Below are 23662 nucleotides of genomic sequence, written 5' to 3'. Positions count from 1 at the left end.
ATAACCCTCGAAAACAACGGAAAAATCCGGCCGCAGCCGGATCGGGAGAACGCTTTCGTGGGGGCAAGTGGCGGAGGCGGTGGGATTCGAACCCACGGTGGACTTGCGCCCACGTCGGTTTTCAAGACCGGTGCATTCAACCACTCTGCCACGCCTCCGCAGCGTCATCGCGTAGCGCAGCGTTGCCTCCGGATCAAGCGGGTGGGGCTGGCACCATCGCGGCGATTGCCGGGGCGGGGCTGCACTGGTACAGGCGGGGTTTCGCACGCGGTCTCTTCCCCACCTTGCGGACCGTTCGTGATCACCAAGGGAGAGGCGCGCCGTCCTGTCGACATCCCGCCCGGAGGACCCGTATGGTCGAGATCAGGCTGACCGATACCCTGACCCGCGGCAAGGTCGATCTTGCGCCCATTGATCCCACCGATGTCCGCATGTATCTGTGTGGTCCCACCGTCTATGACCGTGCCCATCTGGGCAATGCGCGGCCGGTCGTGGTGTTCGACGTGCTCTATCGCCTGCTGCGCTATGTCTACGGCGCCGATCACGTCAGCTATGTGCGCAACTTCACCGACGTCGATGACAAGATCAACGCACGCGCAGCGGCCATCGGGCGTCCCATCCGCGAGATCACCGACGAGACGATCGGCTGGTACCACGCCGACATGGACGCGCTGGGGGCGCTGCGGCCGTCGCTTCGGGGTGAGGTGACGCCTGCGGCCGAGCCGCGCGCGACAGACTACATCGCGCAGATGATCGCCATGATACAGGAACTGATCGCCGACCGTCACGCCTATGTGGCCGAGGGTCACGTGCTGTTCGACGTGCGCAGCTTTCCCGCCTATGGACGCCTGTCCGGTCGCAGCGTCGACGACATGATCGCCGGCGCGCGGGTCGAGGTCGCGCCCTTCAAGCGCGATTCCATGGATTTCGTGTTGTGGAAGCCGTCCGACGCCACGACCCCGGGGTGGGAATCGCCGTGGGGACGGGGGCGGCCAGGTTGGCACATCGAGTGCAGCGCGATGGCGTCGGCCCTGCTGGGCGACAGCTTCGACATTCATGCAGGGGGAATCGACCTGCAGTTTCCGCATCACGAGAACGAACTTGCTCAGAGCCGCTGTGCCTACCCGGACGCGGATTTCGCGCGCATCTGGCTGCACAACGAGATGCTGCAGGTCGAGGGCAAGAAGATGTCGAAGTCGCTCGGCAATTTCTTCACTGTCCGGGATCTGCTGGACCAGGGCGTGGCGGGGGCGGTGATCCGCTACGTCTTCCTGATGACGCATTATCGCAAGCCCATGGACTGGACCGCCGACAAGGTCCGTGAGGGCCGGCGAACCCTGGCCGATTATGCCGCCCAGACACGGACGGTCGCGCCTGCCGACCAGATCGCGCCCGGGCTGATCGAAGCATTGGCAGACGATCTGAACACGTCCGAATATCTCCGTCTGCTCAAGGAATTCTCGAAGACGGGCCGGTATCGTGACCTGAAGGCAGGGCTGGAGTTCATCGGTCTGTCCCGGACCGACACCGGTTCCGCCATCCTGGACGAACCCGATATGCCGGATGACGTGCGCAACGCTCGGCGTGATTACGCGCGGGTTCGGGCCGCGGTCTGGCACGACATCGCCGGGGATCATCCCCCGGATCCGGTGCAGCCGGGGGACGAGTCGGTGGCTGCTTACCAGGCGGCGATCTGTCAACTCGTCCGCGACGCAGCGCGCCACCTGGGGGTGCAGGAACGGGTGATCTCGAGTTTCGACACGGACTCCACACTGACCCGTCAGCTTGCCCTTGCCGCGGATCAGGCCGATATTCCAGGGCTGATCGACCAGCGCCGGCGCGCTCGTCAGGACAAGGACTATGCCCTGGCGGACGCCCTTCGGGTGAAGATCGCGGAACTCGGGATCGAACTGCGTGACACGGCCGCCGGGACTGTCTGGCGCGGGGTGCAGGACTGACGGCTGTCCCGCCGCGCCCGCGACACGTCGCGAAGCTACAGGCTCTGTTCGGATGACCGACGCGCTTCTATCAGCCCTCCGCCAGTCCGACCCGGACCGCCATGCGATGGCCTTGCTTGCCCCCGCCGAGGCACGGGCACGGCTGGTGACGCTGTATGCACTGAACCTCGAACTCGCCCGGGCACCGCTTGGCGCGCGTGACCCGGTGCTGGCCCAGATCCGGGTGCAGTGGTGGATCGACCACCTGACGGCGCTGGACCACGCCCAGCCGCCCGCCCACGCCCTGCTGCAGGCGGTGCATGAGGCGTGGGGGCGTGACGCGGCCATGCTGGCCCCGCTCGCCCAGGCGCGGTTGCGCGACGCGGAGAGGGAGCCTTTCGGGTCGGCCGAGGCGCTGGAGCACTATGTCGACAGAACCGCCGGCACGCTGATGCGACTGGCCGCGCGGGCTGTCCGGATGCCGGCCGCCGCTTACCCGGTGGTCGACGCGCAGGCGATGGGTGCCGGCCTTTCCGCATGGCTCATGGCGGAGCCCGCCCTGGCGGCGCTGGGCCTTGGACTGCAGGATCCGGCCTTGCGTCGCGGACTGGCCGACAGCGGAATGGCTGCGTTCCTTAGCGCCGCGACCGGCCGCCGGGCGGTGCCGCGCGGGCTGGGGGCGGTGCTTTATCCGGGCGCTGCCGCCGGCCGGGCCCTGCGGCGGCTGGCGCGGGGGCAGGGGCCGGAGCCACCCTCGGACTTCTTGCGACGGCTGGGGACTGCGCGCCTCGCGATCTCGGGCCGGTGGTGGGTGGATCATTAAGCGGATGTTCAGGGTTCCATGGGAGAGATGGCTTGCATGGATGGGGAGAGTTGCGATGCCTGCGTTGGCCTGGATCGGGTGTGGCGGCGAACCCACGGGTGCCGGCCACCGCACAGCGCCGTTCTTGCCGGTCAGCGTTGGATCAGCCGATAGTTCCCCTCGGGCAGATTCAGGGCGGCCCGCAACTCGTCGAGTTGTTCGATGCTCAGCGTGATGGTGCTGGTCGCGTCGGTGTCCGCATCTGTCTGGCTCAGCGTCACCCGGTCATCGAAGGCGGTGATGACGACATCCTCCAGCAGAGGTCTGCGGCCCTGGCGCACCTCGTCGATCAGGGTGATCACCGTGGCATCGAAGTCGTGTTCGATGGTGAACATGTTGGGCCTTTGCGATCGCTTTCCGTTTTGCCAGAACTCTCGCGTGAGAGGACGGCGTACGCAACCCGTTCGCATGGCGCGGCCCCGCGAACAGCGATACGCTGGGCCGACCAGCCGCGAACGGGCATGGCGACAACAGGTTGAACAGGCAGGGTGCACATCATGATGACCGTCCGGACACTGGCAGCAGGCGCTCTGATGGCGACGATCCTGTCGGGGTGCGTCGCCCCGGTGGTCGTGACGCAACCCGCTCGAGGGCCCGTCCAGGTACCGGTCGCGCGGACCCAACCGGAACCGGCCGCGACCGCGCCAGCGCCGGCCTATCAGTCCCCCGAAGAGGCCGCCCGCAGTTTCGTGACGGTGATCCGGACCATGGAACCGGCCATCGAGCGCGAGTGCCTGCTGCGTCGGACGACACCGATCAACTGCGATTACCAGTTCGTCGTCGACGACCGTCCCGGGCTGGAACCGAACGCGTTCCAGACCATCGGCCGCGACGGGCGGCCGGTCATCGGGTTCACCCTGTCCCTGCTGGCGGCGGCGCAGAACGATGACGAGATCGCCTTTGTCGTCGGGCACGAGGCGTCCCACCACATCCTCAACCATCTGTCGCAACGCCAGAATGCGGCGTCGGCCGGGGCGGTGATCCTGACCGGCATCGCGGCGGCCAGCGGGGTCGACCCGTCGTCGCTGGAGGTTGCGCAGCGGGTCGGCGCGCAGGTCGGCGCCCGGTACTATTCCAAGGAATGGGAACTGCAGTCCGACTATCTGGGGGCCATCATCGCGTTCAAGGGCGGCTATGATCCTGCCCGGGGCGCGCGGTTCTTCGCGCGCATGCCGGATCCGGGTGACCGCATCCTCGGCTCGCATCCCAGCCGTGCCGCCCGCGAGCAGCAGGTGACCAGGGCTGTGGCGGACGTCATGTCCGGCCGCGCGTCCTAGAAAATCTCGTTGCATTTTAGCAACTGACGCAACGTCACACGCCCTGAGGGGAATATTCGGTATCTCACTCGCCTATTTGTCGGCATAAATCCGCCGAGGGGTGAGAGGAGATGCAGCATTGATCGGAGTTATTCTCTGGAGCAGTGCCGAGCAGCAGCGTGCCGTTATCTGGTGCGAGAACAACGGCGGCTTGGCCTATTTGGAATCTTCAGGTGATTTCATTGACGATGGATGGCCGGATTGCGGCGAGATCGTCCGCCTTGATGAAGAGCGCGCAGCCGGATTTCACTATGCGCGCCGGGTCAGGCGGTGGGCGAGCGCGCAGGAGCGTCGTGCGTCAGCGCGCACGCCTGCAGCCCGCGCGCCATCGGACCCGGTCAGACGGGCAGGGGCAGCGGCCTGCTCATGACGAGGCGACGAGTCCCCTGACTTGGGACGTCCGTTGGAGGTCTGATCCGGGCGCCCGGAGTCAGGCGCCGCGGGCGAGGGCTGCGACCCCGGTGCGCGCCTGGTCGCACAACCCCAAGGGCCGCATCATGTCCGCGAACGCATCCAGCTTTTCCGGCGATCCGGTGATCTCGAAGACAAAGCTCTCCAGCGTCGAATCGACGACTTTCGCGCGATAGATATCGGCAATCCGAAGCGCTTCGACCCGCTTGTCGCCCGTTCCGCAAACCTTGAACAACCCAAGTTCGCGTTCGACGAACGGCCCCTCGACCGTCAGGTCGTTGACCTGGTGAACGGGAACGATCCGGCCAAGCTGCGCCTTGATCTGCTCGATCACTGAGGGGGTCCCCCGCGTCACGATGGTGATCCGTGACAGATGCCCCGCATGGTCGGTTTCGGCCACCGTCAGGCTGTCGATGTTGTAGCCGCGGCCCGAGAACAGGCCGATCACCCGGGCCAGCACGCCTGATTCGTTGTCCACCAGGACCGCAAGCGTGTGCCGTTCCTCGATCTGCGCGTTGGGGTCGCGCAGATCATACGCGGAGTGGCTGCTCGCACCCTGTGCGATGTTCAGAGCATTCATCGACCTGTCTCCTCAGACCAGCACCGCGCCGTCGGTCTGGATCGCCGTCCCGATATCCTCGGCCGATTCCATGTCGCCCAGCAGCATCTCGTTATGGGGTTTTCCGGACGGGATCATCGGGAAGCAGTTCTCGTGTTTCTCGACCAGGACATCCAGAATGAACGGGCCGTCATACTCGATCATCTCGCGGATCGCGTCGTCGAGATCGCCGGGCTCGCTGACCTGCCGGCCGCGGCAGCCGAACGCCTCGGCCAGCTTCACGAAGTCGGGCAGGCTGTCGGACCAGGACTGGCTGTAGCGTTCGCCGTGCAGCAGTTGCTGCCACTGGCGCACCATGCCCAGACGTTCGTTGTTGAGGATGAACTGCTTGACGGGCGCCCGGAACTGGACCGCGGTTCCCATCTCCTGCATGTTCATCAGCCAACTGGCGTCGCCCGCGACGTTGATGACCAGGGCGTCGGGATGAGCGACCTGCACGCCGACCGAGGCCGGCAGACCGTATCCCATGGTGCCCAAGCCCCCGGACGTCATCCAGCGATTCGGACCTTCGAACCCCAAGTACTGCGCGGCCCACATCTGGTGCTGCCCCACCTCGGTGGTGATGTAGCGGTCGTGGCCTTTGGTCAGTGCCTCCAGCCGTTCCATCGCGTATTGGGGTTTGATCACGCTGGTCGATGCGCGATAGGACAGGCACCGGCGCGCCCTCCACTGGTCGATCTGCGACCACCAGGCCTTCAGCGGACCGGCGTTCGTCTTGCGGCCCCGCGATTTCCAGACCTTCAGCAGATCCTCCAGCACGTGGCCGACATCGCCCACGATCGGCAGATCGGCACGGACGACCTTGTTGATGCTGCTGGGATCGATGTCGATATGCACCTTCACCGATCCCGGCGAGAAATCGGCGACCCGTCCCGTGATCCGGTCGTCGAAGCGCGCGCCGACTGTGATCATCAGGTCACAGCCATGCATGGCCATGTTGGCCTCGTAGAGGCCGTGCATGCCCAGCATCCCCAGCCAGGATTTGCCGCTGGCGGGATATGCGCCCAGGCCCATCAGCGTCGAGGTGATCGGAAACCCGGTCGCATCGACGAGTTCGGTCAGCAGCTGGCTGGCGCCCGGCCCGGAATTTATGACGCCACCGCCGGTGTAGAAGACCGGCCGCTCGGCATTCTCGATCAGCTCGGCCAATCGGGTGATCGAGGCCAGATCCCCTTTCTTCACCGGCTGATAGCGGGTGTAGTCGATCTGCCGGGGATCGACATAACTGCCTTCGGCAAACTGCACGTCCTTGGGGATGTCGATCAGCACTGGCCCGGGCCGGCCGCTGGTCGCGATGTGAAAGGCCCGGTGGATCGTCTCGGCCAGCTTTTCCGTCTCTTTCACCAGCCAGTTGTGCTTGGTGCAGGGGCGGGTGATCCCGACGGTGTCCGCCTCCTGGAAACCATCCGTGCCAATCATGAAGGTCGGGACCTGTCCCGACAGCACGACCAGCGGAATGGAGTCCATCAGCGCATCGGTTAGGCCGGTCACGGCGTTGGTCGCCCCCGGCCCCGAGGTGACCAGAACCACGCCCGGCTTGCCGGTCGATCGGGCATAGCCCTCGGCCATGTGCACGGCGCCCTGCTCGTGCCGCACAAGGATGTGCCGGATGTCGTTCTGCTGAAAGATCTCGTCGTAGATCGGCAGAACCGCCCCGCCCGGATAGCCGAATACGGTATCGACACCCTGATCGCGCAGGGCTTCGACAACCATTCTCGCACCCGTCATCGTTCGGGACATGTTCGTCTCTCCATTCAACCGATCATCGCGCCTGCGGGGTGATCAAGGGTCCTCGCTGCGTCGCCGCAACCTATTTAGGCGACCGCACAGGGTCAATGACGCCACGCGAAAAACATGACGCCAGCAGGTCAAGTTTTGAAACTTTCTTTCCGGGGTGCTTCCCGCCAACTCAGTCCAGCGGCAGATCGATCCGTGCTACCTGCTCGACGATCGGATCCACCGATAGCGGATGAATGTCGGATTCATGCGCCTGGGGGTCGCCCATGTCCTGCCAGACCCCACCCTTGTAGATTTCCAGAGCGCTGAACCGTGCCTTGTAGGCCATCTTGCGGCTGCCCGGCACCCAGTAGCCCAGATAGACATAGGGCAGGCCGGCCTGACGTGCCATCTCGATATGGTCCAGGATCATGTAGGTGCCCAGGCTCGCCTCTGGCGCCGCGGGGTCGTAGAAGCTGTAGACAAGGCTCACGCCGTCATCCAGCACGTCCGTCAGACACACGGCGCGCAAGGCGCCATCCACCCGGGTCAGGTTCCCGGACGGCCGCTCGCGATACTCGATGACCCGGGTGCGGACCGGGGTTTCCTCGATCATCGCGGCGAACTCGAACACGTCCATGTCGGCCATGCCGCCATCGGCGTGACGGTCGTCCAGGTAGCGACGGAACAGCTCATACTGATCTTCCGTCGACCAGGCGCTGGTCACGACGCGCTCCAACCCCTCGTTGCGGCGCATCACACGTTTCTGCGTGCGGCTGGGGCTGAAGTCCCGGACGCTGATGCGGGCGGACATGCAGGCGACGCAGCTTTCGCAACTCGGCCGATAGAGGACGTTCTGGGATCGACGGAAGCCCTGGCGCGACAGCGCGTTGTTCAGCGTCATCGCGCTGTCGCCTGCCAGTGCGGTGAACAGCTTGCGTTCCGCGCGCCCATGCAGATACGGACATGGCTGCGGGGCGGTCACATAGAACTGCGGGGCGTTGGGCAGGGTGTGCCGCATCATCCAGCGCCGCTTTCACTGCGTCTATCGGCCGGCCGGGTGGTGGGGTTCGGCGTCCGGAACGGCGGCATGGCGTGACTTCGCTGATCGTGATGTCGTTGACTTAGCGTAGCAACAGTTTGCCGGTGCGCCAAGCGGCGAACCTCTCGCCCGACCGGATCGGACATATTCCCGCCGATGGATTGCGGGTGGAAACCCAACATCGCCATGAACAAGATCCCCGGCCGCCGCCGATTGACGACGAATGATCCGCAGCTAGGGTGCCGGCATGGATTTCGCAAGCCGCATCGTCCGCTTCCCCGTGCCAGCAGATGCGGCGCGCGGCGCCGCCGCCCGGGCGCTGTTTCCCGACATCCCCGATGCCCTTGGGCGGCTGATCACGGGGGCGGCCGGGTCGAGCCCCTACTTGGCGGGGCTGATCGAGCACGAATCCGACTGGCTGCTGCCGGCGCTGCAGGCCGGCGATGTCGTGCGGCGAGAAACCGACGGCCTTGATGAGCTAGGAGCAACGCAGCTCGGACCGGCCCTGCGCCGCGCCAAGCGTCGCACCGCGTTGTGGCTGGCGCTGGCCGATCTGGGCGGGGTGTGGACGCTGGAACAGGTGACCGGTGCGCTGACCGATCTGGCCGATCGGGCGACGGACCTGGCGTTTCGCGCGCATCTGGCCGAGGAGGTGCGGCGCGGCAAGCTGCCGACACATGACCAGGGTGCATCACCCGACGCGGCCGGGTTGTTCGTTCTCGCGATGGGCAAGATGGGCGCGCGCGAGCTGAACTACTCCTCCGACATCGACCTTATCGTCCTGTACGACGACGCGGCCTATGCCCCGGCCGACCAGCTCGCCACACGCGCGGCGCTGATCCGCGTCACCCGCAAGGCCGCCGCCACACTGTCGGACCTCACCGATCATGGTTACGTGTTCCGCACGGACCTGCGTCTGCGCCCGGATGCCTCTGTCACCCCGGTCTGCATGTCGGCCTCTGCGGCACTTGCGTATTACGAGGCCGAGGGGCGCAGCTGGGAACGTGCGGCCTATATCAAGGCGCGGGTCTGCGCGGGTGACCATGCGGCCGGCGAACGTTTCCTGATGGAACTGAGGCCGTTCGTCTGGCGCCGGCATCTGGACTTTGCCACCCTGCAGGACACCCACGACATGCGGCGGCGCATCCGCAGCCACAAGGGACTGCATGGCTCGATCCAGGCGGCCGGCCATGATCTGAAGCTGGGGCAGGGCGGGATCCGCGACATCGAATTCCTGACCCAGACGCAGCAGCTGATCGCGGGTGGGCGCGATCCGGACCTGCGCGCGCCCGGCACCGTCGCGGCCCTGGCCGCGCTTGCCGCGAAGGGCTGGATCCCCGACCGGGTGGCGGCCGAGCTGACCGATCACTATCGCAGGCATCGCGAAATCGAACACCGCATCCAGATGGTCAACGACGCGCAGACCCACACGGTACCCGCAGGGTCGGAGGGGCTTGCCCTGGTCGCGGGGCTGGATGGCTCTGCCGATCCCCGGGACTGGTCCGCCGCGCTGGAACGCCGGCTGCGGCGGGTGGACGAGCTTGCCGGCGATTTCTTCAATGCAGAGGGCGGCGGCTCCGAGGACCCGGAGGTTCCCGATCTGACGCCCGAGGCGGCCGCGACGGTCGAGGCGTGGCGCGCCTATCCGGCCTTGCGGTCCAGCCGTGCGCAGGAACTGTTCGGCCGGATCGAGCCGCAGATCCTGTCCCGGCTGACCCGTGCCGCCGATACCGAAGCGGCGCTGGCGCGGTTCGACAGCTTCCTGCGCGGGTTGCCGGCGGGTGTGCAGCTGTTCTCGCTGTTCGGGTCCAATCCCCACCTGATCGACCTGCTCGTCGATATCTGCGGAACGGCGCCGGGGCTTGCAAGCTATCTGGCCCGTCATTCCGAGGTGCTGGACGGCGTGCTCGCGGGCAGCTTCTTTGCGCCATGGCCGGGCACCGCCGAGCTGCGGGCGACGCTGTCGCGTCATCTGCAGGCGACGCTGACTGCGCCGGCCGGGGGGTATGAACGGGCGTTGGATGCCGCCCGCCGCTGGGCGCATGAATGGCAATTCCGCGTCGGCGTGCATCATCTCCGCGGCCTGATCGGGGCCGAGGAGGCGGGGCGGCAATACGCGGACATCGCCGATGCGGTGATCGGGGCGCTGGCGGGAGTCGTCGCGGATCACTTCGCCCGGCGGCATGGACCTGCCCCGGGGAGGGGGGCAATCGTCCTGGGGATGGGCTCGCTTGGTGGGCGCCAGCTCAACGCGCAGTCCGATCTGGACCTGATCGTCATCTACGACGCCGAGGGCACCGAGCAGTCCGGCGGAGACCGGCCGCTGTCCGCGCGCGCCTATTACGCCAGACTCACGCAGGCGCTGCTCACTGCAGTCACCGCACCGACGGCGGCCGGGCGGCTCTACGAGGTCGACATGCGGCTGCGCCCGTCCGGACGGCAGGGACCGGTCGCAACGTCGCTGGCGTCCTTCCGCGACTATCAGCTGAACGAAGCCTGGACCTGGGAGCATCTCGCCCTGACCCGGGCGCGGGTCGTCGCAGGGATGGGCGACCGCGCCGGCCCGATCGCAACCGAGTTCGACGCGCTGCGGATCGAGATCCTGAAGACCCGCGGAACCGATCCGAGAGTGGTGCCTGATCTCGCCCAGATGCGGGCCCGGATCTTCGCTGCCAAGGCCCCGGACGGCCGGTGGGAGGCCAAGATCGGAAAGGGTCGCCTGCAGGACATCGAATTGATGGCGCAGTCTCTCGCGCTCCGGTCGGGTGCCGCGGCACAGGGCGTGGGCGCGCAGATCCGGGCGGGTCAGCGGGCCAGACTGCTGGATGGCTCCGCGGCGATGCAGCTTGCCGCGGCGCATCGGTTCCTGTGGCGCATTCAGTGCACCGCGCGCCTGCTGACCGAAGGCGCGCTGGATCTCTCCAGGATCGGCAAGGGCGGGCAGGAGTTCCTGCTCAGGGAAACCGAGGCGGCCTCTCTCGACGAACTGGCTGTCGAGTTGGACCAGCGCGTTGGGGAGGCAGGGGCGATCATCGACGACTTGATCGAGGACAGGAGCAGCGGCGACGGCACCTGACAGCGCCACTGCGGCGGACCCGGCATCGCATCAGCTGCTGACGCGTCGGGACTGCCGCGAAAGTGCTTGGAGCCGTTCTCGCCCTCGGGCGGGTCGCCCGCCATTCATCTGGAACTCTGCGACGTGACGCCCCGACCCGGGGCGATTACGATCGCTCAGCCTGCCACGCTGACAGGCGGCGATGCGTTCAGTACGGTTCCGGACCCCTCCGTCGGCGTATCGGCTTCGCCGTCAAACACCCCATGTGCCGTCTTGTCCCAGTAGAACGGATTGGCGACCACTTCGTACAGCGCCTTCCACGCGGCGAGACAGCCCAGCGGAAAGTAGAAATGCATGGTCGGCACCCATGCCCACAGCCGCGCATGATCCGTCCTGCGGACGGCCCACGCGCCGATGAACATCGTCAGCAATTCGGAGGCGACAAAGATCGTGAACAGGACCGGGATGCCCCAGCCACCCCACAGACTGCCCAGCGGGGCACTCAGCGGATGGGGCAGGCCCAGACTCAGCAACCAGAAGCTCCACAGCAGGGGGGCGAGCAGATACTGGGTCAGCATCCCCAGAAATTGCACCTGGAACGCCACAAAGGCAGCGGGTCCGACCTGGCGCCACAGCAGGGCAGGGCGGCGCATATGCACGCCCCATGTCATGGCGTAGCCTTTCAGCCAGCGTGACCGCTGCCGGATCCAGGGCAGGGTGCGGCAGTTGGCCTCTTCATGCGTCGTGAAATCCCCGACCTCGACCCGCATGCCCATGCGTGCCAGACGAACCCCGAGATCGGCATCCTCGGTCACATTCCAGGCATCCCATGCGCCCGATCGTTCCAGCGCCTCGCGCCGGAAGAACTGCGTCGTGCCGCCGAGCGGCACGATCAGACCGAGCCGAGAGACGCCCGGCAGGATCCCGCGGAACAGGGCGGCGTACTCGATTGTGAAGCAGCGCGACAGCCAGTTCGTCCGGGGATTGTAGAAGTCCAGCGCACCCTGCACGCAGGCGACATCGGGACCGGCTGCGTGCAGGTGCCGCGCAACCTTGTAGAGCTGGTCCGGCTCGGGCCGGTCCTCGGCGTCCCAGACGCCGATGATCTCGCCCCGACAGAAGCTGAGCGCATAGGTCAGGGCGCGAGGCTTGGTCTTGATCCGCCCATCCGGGACGATCACCACCCGCAACCAGCGGGGCAGCGTCACGCCGTCCAGCGCGGCGCGGGTGACCTTGTCGGTCTCCTCGACGACCAGGATGATGTCGCTCAGCTCGCGCGGATAGGTCAGCCGCGACAGCCGCCCGACCAACCGGTCGGCGATATGGGCTTCCTCGAACAACGGTACCATGACCGAGATCAGCGGCAGCGGGCCCTTCAACTCGGGGGGCGGAGCCGTCTGCACGATTTGGCCGCGCAGCGTGGCACGGAATGCCAGCAGCTTCAGCACGATCGTCCCGACGAGGGTAAGTGCCGCCCACAAGGTCAGCACGGTCAGGACACCCAAGGGCGCCACGAACAATCCGGCGACCAGTATGGCCAGCGCCGCCAGCGCCAGATGACCGGCCAGTCGCTCGCTGCGGGTCCGGCAGCTGAAGGCACCGGCGACGCGTGTTTCCGCCTCGCGGATCAGCCGGGTACTCCGGGTCTGCAGGACCGAGTCACGGGCGAGGCTGGGCGAACACAGCATCATCCGGACCTCACCCAGAGCAACCGCTAGGCGGGGCCGCAGCGCCTCGAACTCGTCGGGGCGCGAGGCGGCCACATAGGTGATCCCGCCGATCCGCCGCCAGGGAACGATTCCGGCGTTGATGCAGAACTGCGCGCCGGCGGCGTCGATCAGCCGTGCGTCGGGCGGTACCGAGAGCAGGTCCGGCATCGTCGTGCGCCACTGTCGAGACAATGCCCGGGTCAGTGCGGCCTCTGTGACCCACCCATGCGCGACAAGGATTTCGCCCAGCGGCACGGATTGCCGGTGGCGCATCACGACGGCCTTCAGCAGATTGCCGGGGGTGACGGCCCCGTCATCCAGCAGGATCTGCCCCAGCGGGCGGGGATCGCGGGCGGCCTTCGGCCGTGCTACATACGGCACCGCAGCGGGCATCTCGAGTTGCGGGGCAGGGTTGTTGCGCCAGCGATGGCGCAAGGACGCCAGCCGCGAGACACGGGCAGGCACGTTAGACGGCAGAGCAGAGGCTGGCATGAGGCGATCCGGGGGCAAGGGACCCCGTAGTGATGCCTCCAGAAAACCTAATCAGGCGTTAACGGCGCGGCCTGATTGCAACCGTGGTTTACGGCGCCTGCCGGCGCCGTTTCTCCATCGACTGCGCAAAGCGTTCGAACAGATAGGCACTGTCCTGTGGCCCCGGGCTTGCCTCCGGGTGGTGCTGGACCGAGAAGACCGGGCGATCGGCGACGCGCAACCCGCAGTTCGATCCGTCGAACAGGCTCACGTGGGTTTCCAGAACGCCCTCCGGCAGCGTCTGCGCGTCAACTGCAAAGCCGTGGTTCATCGAGGTTATTTCCACCTTGCCGGTCTCGACGTCGCGGACCGGGTGGTTTGCGCCGTGGTGCCCATGGCCCATCTTGATGGTGCGGGCACCCAGGGCCAGCGCCAGCATCTGGTGGCCAAGGCAGATCCCGAAGATCGGCATGTCACGGTCCAGCAGTGCCTGAATCATCGGCACGGCATATTGTCCTGTCGCGGCCGGGTCGCCCGGCCCGTTGGACAGGAACACCCCTTCCGGATCGTGGGCCAGGATGTCCTCGGCCGTCGCGGTCGCGGGGAGGACGGTCACGTCGGCGCCCGTTTCCACCAGTGATCGCAGGATGTTGCGCTTGGCCCCGTAATCGACGGCCACTACCTTGAACGGGCGCTCGGGCCGCTGCGCCGGTGTGAACCCATCCGGCCAAGACCACAGTCCCTCGTCCCAGTGATAGCTCTGCCGGCAACTCACCTCGCGGGCGAGGTCCAGACCCACCAACCCCGGCCACGCTGCCGCCCTGCGCAGCATCGCCTGTGTGTCGAACCGTCCGTCCGGGTCATGTGCCAGCACCACATGCGGGGAACCCTGCTGCCGGATCGCCCGGGTCAGGCGGCGCGTGTCCACGCCGCCGATGCCAATGCGACCGCGCCGTTCCATCCAGCCGACCAGATCACTGCTGGCCCGCCAGTTCGACGGATCGGTCGGGTCCCACCTGACCACGATGCCAGCGGCGACGGGGTCGGCGGCCTCGTCGTCAAGCGCGTTGATGCCGGTGTTGCCGATATGGGGAAAGGTGAACGTGACCACCTGCGCCGCATAGGACGGGTCGGTCATGATTTCCTGGTAACCGGTCATGGCGGTGTTGAAGACCAGTTCGGCGACCACCTCGCCGGTTGCGCCGAAGCCCTGGCCGTAGAGGATCGTTCCGTCGGCAAGCGCAAGGCAGGCGGTCGGTCTGGACATCGTCAACACTCCGGCAAATCGGCGGGACCCTAGGGGGAACCGAAGGGCAGCGTCAAGGCCGCTTGACCCCGTGGCGCCGGTGGAGGACAGACGCGCCCAGGTAACTGGGGAGACGACATGGATCTGCGCGAACGCATTGCCGCCGCCACCAAGGAGGCGATGAAGTCCCGCGACACCACCCGCCTGTCCACCCTGCGGCTGGTGGGTGCCGCCATCAAGGACCGCGAGATCGCGCTGCGCGGCGAGAGCGGCAGCGACAAGGCGCGGGAACTGAGCCAAGACGATCTGCTGGCGCTACTCTCACGGATGGTCAAGCAGCGGCAGGAATCGGCGCGCGCCTATGAGGAGGGCGGGCGACTGGAACTGGCGGAACACGAATTGGCGGAAATCGCGATCATCCAGGAATACCTGCCCCGGCAACTCGATCCCGGAGAGGTTGCGGCGGCCGTGGACAAGGCGATCGCCGATCTGAACGCGACGTCGGTACGCGACATGGGCAAGGTCATGAGCGAGCTGCGCACGCGCCATGCCGGCCAGATGGATTTCGGCGCCGTGGGCGCGCTGGTGAAGTCGCGGCTGATGGGCTGACGGCCCTGTGTTCCGGGCCTTGCCGCACCGTCCTTACCGTTCGCCGTAGTAAAGTCGTTGTCGCGTCCTGTGGGGTGGGCGGTCGAAGCGGAGTGGCAACGGCGCCGTGCTGGTTGTCCCCAAAGCGTCGATAAACCCGATGTTTCCTGCTGACGTGGACAGCAATCCGGCGAGCGGTTGTGTGAGATGAGAGGTCCTGAGTCCAGGCCAGCAGGGTCGCAGCCTGCCTACTCCGCCGCAATGCGTGGCAGCAGGGGCTCCGCCCCGGACATCGGTTTTCTGGCGAGGTCGAGGCCGAGCGCCGGCAGGAGTTCTCGCAGATCCTCCTTCAGCCGTTTCAACTGCGAGCGGGCGATGGCCTCCTCTACCTCGACCTTGTCCAGCCAGATCCTGAGGTCCCGACAGACGGAATGGGCGATCTGCACCCGCTCCTGGAAACGCTGTGCCTCCTCTTGGCGCTGCCGAAGGAAGCACTTGGCACGCTCGACCTTCTCGTCCGAATAGATTTCGGCCAGTTCTCGGCTCTCATGGCTCATCTGGGCCGCCATTTCCAGGATCTCGGGCTCCAGATTCCCAAGGTCGGGATGCTTGCGCAGATACCGCAACCGGTCGCGCACACTGTCGAATTCGCTGCGCAGCGCGAACGTACCCTGGCGATCCGCGCCGTGAACCGCTTGATAGGCCCGCGCAACGTCCCACATCGACACGTTGAATTCGCGGTGCGAGCGCTCAAGTTGCATCACCCGGCCATTCGTCGGCAGGAAGAAGCACAGGCCGAGGAGCAGCAGCGTCAGCACCGACTGCGCCGCGATCCCCGCATCAAAGACGGTGCCCGCGCCAAGGTCGATCCGAAGCTGCAACCATGGCGCCCACCCGAGCAGCGCGGCGCCCCACCAGACGAGGCCCAGCCCGGCGAGCGACACGATGATGGCGAGCGCAAGCCACTGTATGATGATCTGCGAAAGAAACACCCATCTCTGACTGGCCTGCGGCATGGCGGAACCTCGCAACATGGTGGGAAGCAATCCTAGCAGAAATCCTGCACGGCGGGGCGCAACATTCGAGCGTGGTTACTGCGCCGGCAACCGTGCTTCCGAGTTCTGTTCCGCCTTGACAGCGAAGTTGTCGTTGTCCCGTGGCCACGCGGGCGGGTTGATGGCTGGATCACGACGACGCTCGACTCACGGAACTGTGCCGCCAGTGACGCCGCGGCAATCCTTGTGCCGTGCCCCGGTCGGCCTACCTCGCAGACAGGGAGGCAGGTCTTGACGAGGTCGCATCATGCCGGGTTGGACCCGCGCCCATTTCCGCCGTCTCTTCCCGTGGGAAGCCGACCGTTATGCCGCGCATCTCAAGGCGCTCACTCCGCAAGGACGCCGCTGGCGCTTCTGCGGGTTCCTCGGCGACGACATCCTTGAGGCGCATGCCGCTCGTGCAATCGACATCGGCCACGTCGAGGGCTGCTTTCTCGACGGGCGGCTGATCGGCGCCTTCGAACTGATCGTGGATCCGCCTCCCGCCCGGAGCGCACAGGTCGCGCTGTCGGTCGATCCCGCCCATCACCACAATGGTCTGGGCAGCGAACTGATCGCGCGCGCCCGGTCCCGTGCCAGCCTGCTGGGCATCGCCGCACTTGAACTGCAGATCCAGGGCGACAACGCCGCGATGACGGCGCTGGCCAGGCGCGCTGGCGCCTCGATCAAACGGGAAGGAACCGACTTCGCGGCGACCGTCGCGGTGCCCGGAACCGACCCGCGCCGACTGCCTCTTGCGCTGCTGCAGGACGAGGCCAGCCTGCTGCAGGGCATGTTCTCGCTGATGCTGGGCGCCGCCCGGCGCTCCGTGGCGAGGACACTGCGCAACGGAGCGTCAAGCGGCGCACGGGAACCTCGGGGCGGGCTTGCGGGCCTCGCGCCCTGACATGTCGGCAGGTGTGAGGCCACCAACGCGGCTTTGGATCTCTCCGTGCAACAGGTGATCAGGTGGGCTGGGGCGCCGAGCGTTCTAAGTCGCTGCATGAACTCGGCCGCTGCCGGGACAGTGCACAATGATCTAATGGTCGCCGGGTTCACGCCTGCTCAGCACGCATATTGGTTGACAAACCGTCGAGCCTCGCTGCCCAGCCCGGAACCCGTCGCCAAACACCTTCCCTTGCGGGAGCAGCCCGCGGCGTCCATTCAGGTGCCACGGAGGTGACAGGCTGATGGGCGAGGAGGGAACGCTCACGCAGGTGCTGAGCGACCTGCCTCGCGGGCAGGCGACCACCTTGGGCCGACTGCTCGCTGCGACGGGGTGCCGGACTCATGGCGTCGCGATCCTGCTGCTGAGCATTCCCGAAGCCCTGCCGCTGCCCGTTCCGAGCGCCGGTGCGATCCTGGGCGGACCGCTGATCCTGATCTCGGCGCATCTTGCGGTCTTTGGGGAAACGGAAAGCCTTCCCGTACGGCTGCGCGACCGGGTTCTGCCGGGGTGGCTGACCGACTGGCTGCGCGACCGCGTGGCGCCGGTGCTCGCCCGCGCCGAACGGTTGTCCCGCCCGCGCTGGTCAGGCCTGGTGCGGCGGGAGCGGCTTCTCGGGATCGTCTGCCTCTATCTCGCGTCCCTGCTGCTGCTGCCTTTGCCGTTCTTCAACACACCCCCCGCGCTTTGCCTCGTTCTTCTCGCCTGGGGATTGGTGCAGCGGGATGGATGGTCGATCGGCGCAGGGCTTGCCGGAACAGTCGCGCTGACCGTGGCGCTGGTTAGCCTGGCGGACTGGGTGCGCACGATGTTCGCGTGAGCACGCCACTGGGAGGCAGCGCCGAAATCGACATCCCCGGCTTCGGCGCTGACCATCGCGGCCGCCGTTAGGGTGACCAACCGCACTATGATCAACCGCTTCCCGAAGGATCGCCGTCGCTGAGAGCCGCGCCTGCGGAGTGTGGCGCCGGACGGCTGCCCCATGCGCTGCCCCGTGGTTATGGGCGTACGGCAGGCGCCTCGACGGGAAGACCTGCGGCACGCGACATGAGGAACGCCTCCAGAGCGATGTATTCGGGCGACCCCGCGCCGAACGGCTCGGCCCGGACGCCGCTCATGCAGTTCTCGAAGCGCCGGTGCAGACCGCCCATCCCCTCCCACTGCAGCCGATACTGAGGATAGCCGGTCGGATGTCCCTGAGGGATCGTGGCCGCGGCGAGCTGTCCTCCGGCGGCGTCGTCGTGACAATCTGCGCAAGCGAGATTGAGCTGCCCCATGCGGGTCTCGAACAGCGCCTTGCCTTTCTCCCGCGTCGCCGCGAGTCGCGGGTCCGGGTCAGGCGCTATGGGCAGGCCGTCCGATTGCCGCGTGACAAAGGCGGCGAGTGCGACGAGGGCTCTGCTGTCGCGGGCCAGCGCCGCCGCCCCCTGGTGTCGCGTGCGGCATAATCCGATCCGGCCCGTCAGGTCGATCGGCCCCTGGCCGGCTTCGTTCCAGGCCGGGTAGCGCGCGGCGACCCCCGCCATGCTTTGTGCGGCGTCACCATGGCAGCTGGCGCAGGATCGGTTGGCAGCACCCTCGGGAGCAACCCAGAGAGCGGCGCCCTCGGTCACCCATAGCATCCCCGGATTGGCCGCCTCGTCATCCTGCATGGCGCGAAGCTCGGGGCCCATGATCTCGTAGCCGGACTGACGGTCCCCGGCCGCCGCAGCGGGTGTCCCCAGCCCTATGGCAAGGACAGTGACACAACGGATCATTGGACCGTCAGCAGCCTGGCCTCGCTGTGCTCCTGCCCGGCCTCGTCCGTCCAGAGCAGTTCGACCTCGGCGGTCTGCTCGGCACGAAGGAAGAAGCTCAGAAAGGGATTCGCCGCGACGGCGGGAAAGATTTCGGCGCGAAACACCTCCTCCCCGCCATAGAGGCAGCGAAACTCCGGGATGATGTTGCGGGGCACCAGGGTTCCATCCGGTCCGGTGCGAAAGCCGGTTTCCATCGGATGAGAGATGAGAATCTTCACCTCTACCACAGTGCCGGCGGTGACCGTCTCGGGGATGTTGACCATCGCCACCATCTCAGCTCTCCGCGCAGGCGGGCGCCGTCACGATGACGTCCGCCACGGCCGACCAGAGCGAGCCGTCGCTCATCCGCGCGATCGCGTGGACGTTCTGCGAGCCGCTGAGGCGGATCCGGGTCTCGGCCGCGGCACGTCCCGATCGCGGCGTGAAGTGCAAGCGGATCACGTCAGGCAGCGGGTTGCGTTCGTTGAAGATGGCAACCTCCTTGACGTAGTCGTCCTCGGTCATTGGGCTCTCGACCGAGACCTTCAATGGCACGGCGTTGCCGTTCTCGACGAGAAGCGGCACGTCGAGCGTGACCCGCCCCGGGTTCACGGGACGGCCGCCGGTGAAAGCGTCCACGGCGGCGCGCATTTCGTCCGGCGTTGCAGCGGCGGGCGAGAGACGCAGCGCGAGAGGGCCGGCGAGGACGAGTGCCATCGCCGTGCGTCGGGTCGGACGAGCTGTCATTCCGATGGCCCTTTCAGACTAGCGAGGAAGGCCGCAACGTCCTCGACCTCCTGCGCCGTGAGGATCGTGGTATCCTTCCACTGCGTGCCCACCCGAACAAGCCCTTCGACGCTGTGGAAAGGCGGCATGATCGTGTCGGGGTTCACCCGGCGGCTGTCCACCAGCCGCAGCCGCAATTCGGGCAGGGTCAGGCGGTCACCGACGCCGGACAGATCGGGTCCGATGTTGCCCTGAAAGGCTATCTCGGGGAATGGCCCGGCGTGGCAGAGGACGCAAAGACTTCGCGGCTGGTCGAGAACGATCGCGCGGCCGCGCGACGCGTCGCCGGGTAGATCCGTCAGCGGATCGGGCAGCCCTTGCGCCTGCGCTGCTGGCGCGGCGAGGGCAAGGACAAAGGCGCAGGTGGCGGCGCGAGCCATCTCAGCCGAATACCTCGCCGGTGATGGTGGCGTACCATGCGCGGGCGTACTCCGCCTCGCGGGCGCGGATGTCGGCGGGGGCACCGACGGGGCTGGTGCCGCCTGCGCCCTCGATCTGGGCTAGCGCCCCGTCGACAGCTTCATAAACCCCCGCCACGTTGAAGGCATGGTCGGGTGCAGCGAGACTGTAGCACGTGTTGATGAGCTTGGCGGGACCGGGCGCTTCGCCGCGCAAGAGCGCATCGATCGTCCCGGCCACGACCTTGGCCTGGGCGTTAGCGGCAAAGGCGGATTTCGGCATCGCCCCGGCGAGGCAGGCGTCGCCGATCACGTGGATGCCGGGGACGAGGGCGGATTCGAATGTCTCGGGATCTACCGGGCACCAGCCGGTCGCATCGGCGACCCCGGCCGTTTCGGCGATGGCGCCCGCGCGCTGCGGCGGGATGACATTGGCAACGGCGACGCGATGCTCGGCAAAGTCGGTCCTCAGTGTCATCGTGGCCGGGTCCACCTCGACAACCTTGCCCCCGCTCGACACCGGCACCCATTCGATCATGTCGGGATAAAGCGCCGCCCAGGCCTCTTCGAAGAGCGGCCGTTTCGAAAAGGCATCCTTGGCGTCGAGGATCAGGATCTTGGAACTCGGTTTCTCCGCCTTCAGATAATGGGCGATGAGACTCGCCCTTTCATACGGGCCGGGCGGGCAGCGGAACGGGTTGTCCGGGACCGCGATCGCAACGGTGCCGCCATCCTCCATGGCCTCAAGCTGGCGTCGCAGAAGCCGGGTCTGGGCGCCGGCGATCCACGCGTGGGGCATGACCTCGGCCGCAGCCTGATCGTAGCCGGGCAGGGCGTCGTAACGCAGCTCAATGCCCGGCGAGAGGAGAAGCCGGTCGTACGGGATGGCGGGACCGCCGGCGCGCCGGACCTCACGTCTCTCGGGATCGATCCCCTGCGCGTCGTCCTGCAGGACGGTCACCCCTGCGGCTCGAACCCCGCCATATCCGAAGGCGATCGCCTCCATCCGATTGAGGCCCGCGAGCACCGTGTTGCTGAACGGACAGGTCCAGTACGTAGGCTGGCGCTCGACGAGCGTGACCTGATGTCCAAAGGCGGCGAGAAAGCGCGCCGCGGTGGCGCCGCCGAAGCCGCCCCCGACGACGACCACGCGACCCGACCCGCGTGCCTGCGCGCCACGGCCGAGGAAGGGGAGGGCAAGGGCAGCCCCACCCGCGCTCACCATGCGCCGCCGGGTCAGCGGCATGGTGTCACTCGCGCCGCGCATGGTCTGCGATCCACTGGGCGATGGCGCGCGACTCGTCCAGGGTGAAGCCGCGGGCGATCCGGTCCATCACCGTCGCCGGGCGCGTTCCCGCCCGGAATGCGGCCAGGGCGGCATCGATGTCCTCGGCGGAACGGGTCCGAAGATCCATGGTCGTTCCCGAATGCGGGCCATGGCAACCCGTGCAGGACCAAGCCCCCGGCGGCGCGCCTTGGGACAGGGCGGGCTGTGCAAGTCCCGCGAGCAGGGCGATCGCAAGAATCCGCATGCAGTTCGCTCCTCATCTGGGTGCCCCGGCGCCGCCCCGGCTGGCTCAGTTCGCGAGGCTGTGGTTGGCGAGCGGGAGCTGTCGGACACGCTTTCCCGTCGCCGCGAAGATGGCGTTGAGCACCGCGGGCGCGGCGACGAAGATCGTGGGCTCGCCCACGCCGCCCCAGAAACCGCCCGAGGGCCGGATCAGGCTTTCGACGGCTGGCATCTCCAGCATGGTCAGGATGGGATAGGTGTCGAAATTCTCCTGCTGGATGCGCCCGTCCTCCACGGTGATCTCGCCATGCAACGCAGCGCTCAGGCCCATGGCGAAGGAACCGTCGATCTGCGCCTCGATCTGCTGCGGATTGACCACGGTCCCCGGATCGGTCGCCGCGACGATCCGGTGGATCGTCAGCTGTCCGCGGTCGTCCACCGACACCTCGGCGGCGGCCGCGACATAACTGCCGTATCCCATGTGCTGGCAGAGCCCGCGGAACACGCCTTCCGGCGGCGGCGTATCCCAGCCGATGCCGTCGGCGGCGGCCTCGAGCACCGCGAGGTGGCGCGGATGGTCCTGCATGAGCGAACGACGGAACTCGAGCGGGTCGCGCCCGGCCGCATGGGCCAGCTCGTCCATGAAGCTTTCCAGGTAGAAGGCATTCTGGTTGTTGTTCACCCCGCGCCAGAAGCCGGGGCGCACCGGCGGGTTGCGCATCGCGTGGTCGATCAGCAGGTTCGGAACCGTGTAGCCGAACTGCCCTTCCTCCCCGTCCGGATTGAGACCCTGGAAGGTGAAGGGATCCTTTCCCTGGTCGAGCATCCCTGGCATCAGCGCCGCGGCGATCGACTGGCCCGAGATCCGCATGTGGAGGCCGGTGAGGTTGCCCTGGTCATCGAGCGCCCCGACCATCCGTGCCTTGGTGACCGGATGGAACGTGCCGTGGATCATGTCCTCCTCGCGGCTCCAGATGAGCTTGACCGGCGTACCGGGCATCTCCTTGGCGATCAGGACCGCCTGCCGGGTGAATTCGTGCGAACTCGCGCGCCGTCCGAAACCGCCGCCGAGATGGAGGCGGTAGACCTCGCATTGCGGGATGGGCAGCCCCGAGGCCTCGGACGCGACGGCAAGCTCCGCCTCGGCATCCTGGGTCGCGACCCAGACCTCGCACCGGTCGGCCGTGACGAGGGCCGTCGCGTTCATCGGCTCCATCGTCGCGTGGTGCTGCCAGGGAAAATAGTACTCTGCCTCGACCACCTGCGCCGCAGCTTCGATGGCGGCCTGCACGTCGCCTGCCTCATTCCCGACAAAGGCCTGCTCGGCGCGGAGTCCTTCGTCCAGCATGGCGTGGACATCGGTCATCGAGAGACTGGCGTGCTCGCTCTCGGTCCACTCGATGGGAAGGGCGTCCAGCGCGGTCTTCGCGCGCCACCACGTGTCAGCGACCACGGCGATGGCGTTGTCGTCGATCTGCACGACCTTGCGGACACCGGGCATGCCGGTCACCGAAGCGGCGTCGAAGCTCGCCACCGTCGATCCCAGGACCGGGCTTTGCCGGATTGCGGCATTCACCATGCCCGGCAGCTTCATGTCGATGGCATAGACTTGGCTGCCGTCGAGCTTGCCCACCGTGTCGAGCCGCTTCAACGGCTTGCCCGCGATGGTCCATGTCGCGGGATCCTTGAGCTGCACCGCCTCAGGCACCTCCAGCTGGGCCGCCTCGGCCGCCAGCTCGCCATAGCGTAGGGTCTGGCCGTCCGGCCCGGAAATCACGCCTTTCAACACCGTGAGCGTCGCCGGCTCGATGCCCCAGCGGTGCGCGGCGGCTTGCAGCAGCATGGCGCGTGCCGCGGCGCCGCCCTCGCGGACATATTGCTGCGAGGCGCGGATGCCCTGGCTGCCAAAGGTGCCGAACTGGCCCCAAACCCTGTCGCGCGCGACGTTCTGGCCGGGGGTCGGGTATTCCCAGGTGACCTTCTCCCAATCAGCGTCCAGTTCCTCGGCGACCAGCTGCGCGAGGCCGGTCAGTGTTCCCTGGCCCATCTCGATGCGGGCGACGCGGATGACCACCGTGTCGTCCGGCTGGATGACCACCCAGGCATTGAGCTCGGGCGTGCCGGGCACGGCCCCCTGCGCTGCGGCCGTGGGGATGCGGAAGCCGAGCGAGAAGGCGCCGGCAGCGAGGCTCGCGAGAAATCCGCGGCGGCTCAGCGTCAAATGCTGTGTCATGTCCC

At 67.1% G+C, this 23662-nt stretch carries 21 protein-coding genes and 1 tRNA gene; 7 read left to right on the top strand and 15 right to left on the bottom strand.

Annotation, left to right across the window (positions count from 1 at the left end; all coding sequences use genetic code 11):
- Window positions 1-68: 68 nt before the first annotated feature.
- A tRNA-Ser gene (locus tag Q0938_RS16225) sits at window positions 69-158 on the bottom strand.
- A gap of 195 nt (window positions 159-353) precedes the next feature.
- Between Q0938_RS16225 and cysS the strand changes: the two genes are divergently transcribed.
- Complete coding sequence (cysS, locus tag Q0938_RS16220) at window positions 354-1958, top strand: cysteine--tRNA ligase (RefSeq protein ID WP_299364577.1); 1605 nt, start codon at window positions 354-356, stop codon at window positions 1956-1958.
- A 52-nt stretch (window positions 1959-2010) separates the two neighbouring features.
- On the top strand, window positions 2011-2760 hold the full coding sequence (locus Q0938_RS16215; RefSeq protein WP_299364576.1) for a squalene/phytoene synthase family protein: 750 nt from the start codon (window positions 2011-2013) through the stop codon (window positions 2758-2760).
- A 131-nt stretch (window positions 2761-2891) separates the two neighbouring features.
- On the opposite strand, the gene Q0938_RS16210 is transcribed toward Q0938_RS16215, so the two are convergent.
- Window positions 2892-3134, bottom strand: coding sequence for a hypothetical protein (locus Q0938_RS16210; RefSeq protein WP_299364574.1), 243 nt, complete (start codon window positions 3132-3134; stop codon window positions 2892-2894).
- Window positions 3135-3296: 162 nt separating this feature from the next.
- Between Q0938_RS16210 and Q0938_RS16205 the strand changes: the two genes are divergently transcribed.
- Window positions 3297-4076 carry a M48 family metalloprotease gene (locus tag Q0938_RS16205; protein WP_299364572.1) on the top strand — a complete coding sequence of 260 codons (780 nt, stop codon included), beginning with the start codon at window positions 3297-3299 and terminating at the stop codon, window positions 4074-4076.
- A 469-nt stretch (window positions 4077-4545) separates the two neighbouring features.
- Here Q0938_RS16205 and ilvN read toward each other — a convergent pair whose 3' ends face one another.
- From ilvN to Q0938_RS16190, 3 genes are all read right to left on the bottom strand, one after another.
- Window positions 4546-5106 (bottom strand): acetolactate synthase small subunit, encoded by a 561-nt coding sequence (gene ilvN / locus Q0938_RS16200; protein WP_299364570.1) that lies wholly within the window; start codon window positions 5104-5106, stop codon window positions 4546-4548.
- 12 nt (window positions 5107-5118) lie between these two features.
- Window positions 5119-6885, bottom strand: a complete 1767-nt coding sequence (locus Q0938_RS16195; RefSeq protein ID WP_299364567.1) for an acetolactate synthase 3 large subunit — start codon at window positions 6883-6885, stop codon at window positions 5119-5121.
- A gap of 169 nt (window positions 6886-7054) precedes the next feature.
- Window positions 7055-7882 carry an arginyltransferase gene (locus tag Q0938_RS16190; protein ID WP_299364579.1) on the bottom strand — a complete coding sequence of 276 codons (828 nt, stop codon included), beginning with the start codon at window positions 7880-7882 and terminating at the stop codon, window positions 7055-7057.
- Window positions 7883-8150: 268 nt separating this feature from the next.
- Here Q0938_RS16190 and Q0938_RS16185 point away from each other — a divergent pair, with 268 nt between their 5' ends.
- Complete coding sequence (locus Q0938_RS16185) at window positions 8151-10979, top strand: glutamine-synthetase adenylyltransferase (protein WP_299364565.1); 2829 nt, start codon at window positions 8151-8153, stop codon at window positions 10977-10979.
- Between the two features lie 155 nt (window positions 10980-11134).
- On the opposite strand, the gene Q0938_RS16180 is transcribed toward Q0938_RS16185, so the two are convergent.
- Both Q0938_RS16180 and carA read right to left on the bottom strand, forming a co-directional pair.
- On the bottom strand, window positions 11135-13159 hold the full coding sequence (locus tag Q0938_RS16180) for a glycosyltransferase family 2 protein (protein ID WP_299364562.1): 2025 nt from the start codon (window positions 13157-13159) through the stop codon (window positions 11135-11137).
- Window positions 13160-13247: 88 nt separating this feature from the next.
- Window positions 13248-14405, bottom strand: coding sequence for a glutamine-hydrolyzing carbamoyl-phosphate synthase small subunit (gene carA, locus Q0938_RS16175; RefSeq protein ID WP_299364560.1), 1158 nt, complete (start codon window positions 14403-14405; stop codon window positions 13248-13250).
- A gap of 117 nt (window positions 14406-14522) precedes the next feature.
- On the opposite strand from carA, the gene Q0938_RS16170 reads away from it, so the two are divergent.
- A complete protein-coding gene (locus Q0938_RS16170) occupies window positions 14523-14993 on the top strand; it encodes a GatB/YqeY domain-containing protein (protein ID WP_299364557.1) in 471 nt (156 codons plus the stop codon).
- A 227-nt stretch (window positions 14994-15220) separates the two neighbouring features.
- Here the strand turns inward: Q0938_RS16170 and Q0938_RS16165 are convergent, their stop codons facing one another.
- Entirely contained in the window at window positions 15221-15988 is a 768-nt protein-coding gene (locus Q0938_RS16165; protein ID WP_299364555.1) for a DNA repair protein, read from the bottom strand.
- A gap of 286 nt (window positions 15989-16274) precedes the next feature.
- Here Q0938_RS16165 and Q0938_RS16160 point away from each other — a divergent pair, with 286 nt between their 5' ends.
- Window positions 16275-16913: a GNAT family N-acetyltransferase gene (locus Q0938_RS16160; RefSeq protein ID WP_299364553.1), complete on the top strand. Its 639-nt coding sequence runs from the start codon at window positions 16275-16277 to the stop codon at window positions 16911-16913.
- Window positions 16914-17196: 283 nt separating this feature from the next.
- Window positions 17197-17772, top strand: a complete 576-nt coding sequence (locus tag Q0938_RS16155; protein WP_299364550.1) for an exopolysaccharide biosynthesis protein — start codon at window positions 17197-17199, stop codon at window positions 17770-17772.
- Between the two features lie 178 nt (window positions 17773-17950).
- Here the strand turns inward: Q0938_RS16155 and soxA are convergent, their stop codons facing one another.
- The 7 genes from soxA to Q0938_RS16120 form a co-directional block, all read right to left on the bottom strand.
- Entirely contained in the window at window positions 17951-18709 is a 759-nt protein-coding gene (soxA, locus tag Q0938_RS16150; RefSeq protein WP_299364547.1) for a sulfur oxidation c-type cytochrome SoxA, read from the bottom strand.
- On the bottom strand, window positions 18706-19023 hold the full coding sequence (soxZ, locus tag Q0938_RS16145) for a thiosulfate oxidation carrier complex protein SoxZ (protein WP_299364544.1): 318 nt from the start codon (window positions 19021-19023) through the stop codon (window positions 18706-18708). The genes soxA and soxZ overlap by 4 nt, the downstream gene beginning before the upstream one ends.
- Window position 19024: 1 nt before the next feature.
- Window positions 19025-19477: a SoxY-related AACIE arm protein gene (locus Q0938_RS16140; protein WP_299364541.1), complete on the bottom strand. Its 453-nt coding sequence runs from the start codon at window positions 19475-19477 to the stop codon at window positions 19025-19027.
- Entirely contained in the window at window positions 19474-19896 is a 423-nt protein-coding gene (gene soxX / locus Q0938_RS16135; protein ID WP_299364538.1) for a sulfur oxidation c-type cytochrome SoxX, read from the bottom strand. The genes Q0938_RS16140 and soxX overlap by 4 nt, the downstream gene beginning before the upstream one ends.
- A gap of 1 nt (window position 19897) precedes the next feature.
- The gene (locus Q0938_RS16130; RefSeq protein WP_299364536.1) at window positions 19898-21181 is read right to left on the bottom strand and encodes an NAD(P)/FAD-dependent oxidoreductase; all 1284 of its coding nucleotides are present in this window, start codon (window positions 21179-21181) and stop codon (window positions 19898-19900) included.
- Window positions 21165-21329, bottom strand: a complete 165-nt coding sequence (locus Q0938_RS16125; RefSeq protein WP_299364533.1) for a hypothetical protein — start codon at window positions 21327-21329, stop codon at window positions 21165-21167. Before Q0938_RS16125 ends, Q0938_RS16130 begins: the two co-directional genes overlap by 17 nt.
- Before the next feature lie 162 nt (window positions 21330-21491).
- Window positions 21492-23657: a molybdopterin cofactor-binding domain-containing protein gene (locus Q0938_RS16120; RefSeq protein ID WP_299364530.1), complete on the bottom strand. Its 2166-nt coding sequence runs from the start codon at window positions 23655-23657 to the stop codon at window positions 21492-21494.
- Between the last annotated feature and the right edge of the window lie 5 nt (window positions 23658-23662).

It is taken from the genome of uncultured Paracoccus sp., assembly GCF_947496875.1.
GTDB lineage: Bacteria > Pseudomonadota > Alphaproteobacteria > Rhodobacterales > Rhodobacteraceae > Paracoccus.
This window is presented reverse-complemented; position numbering and strand designations above follow the sequence as displayed.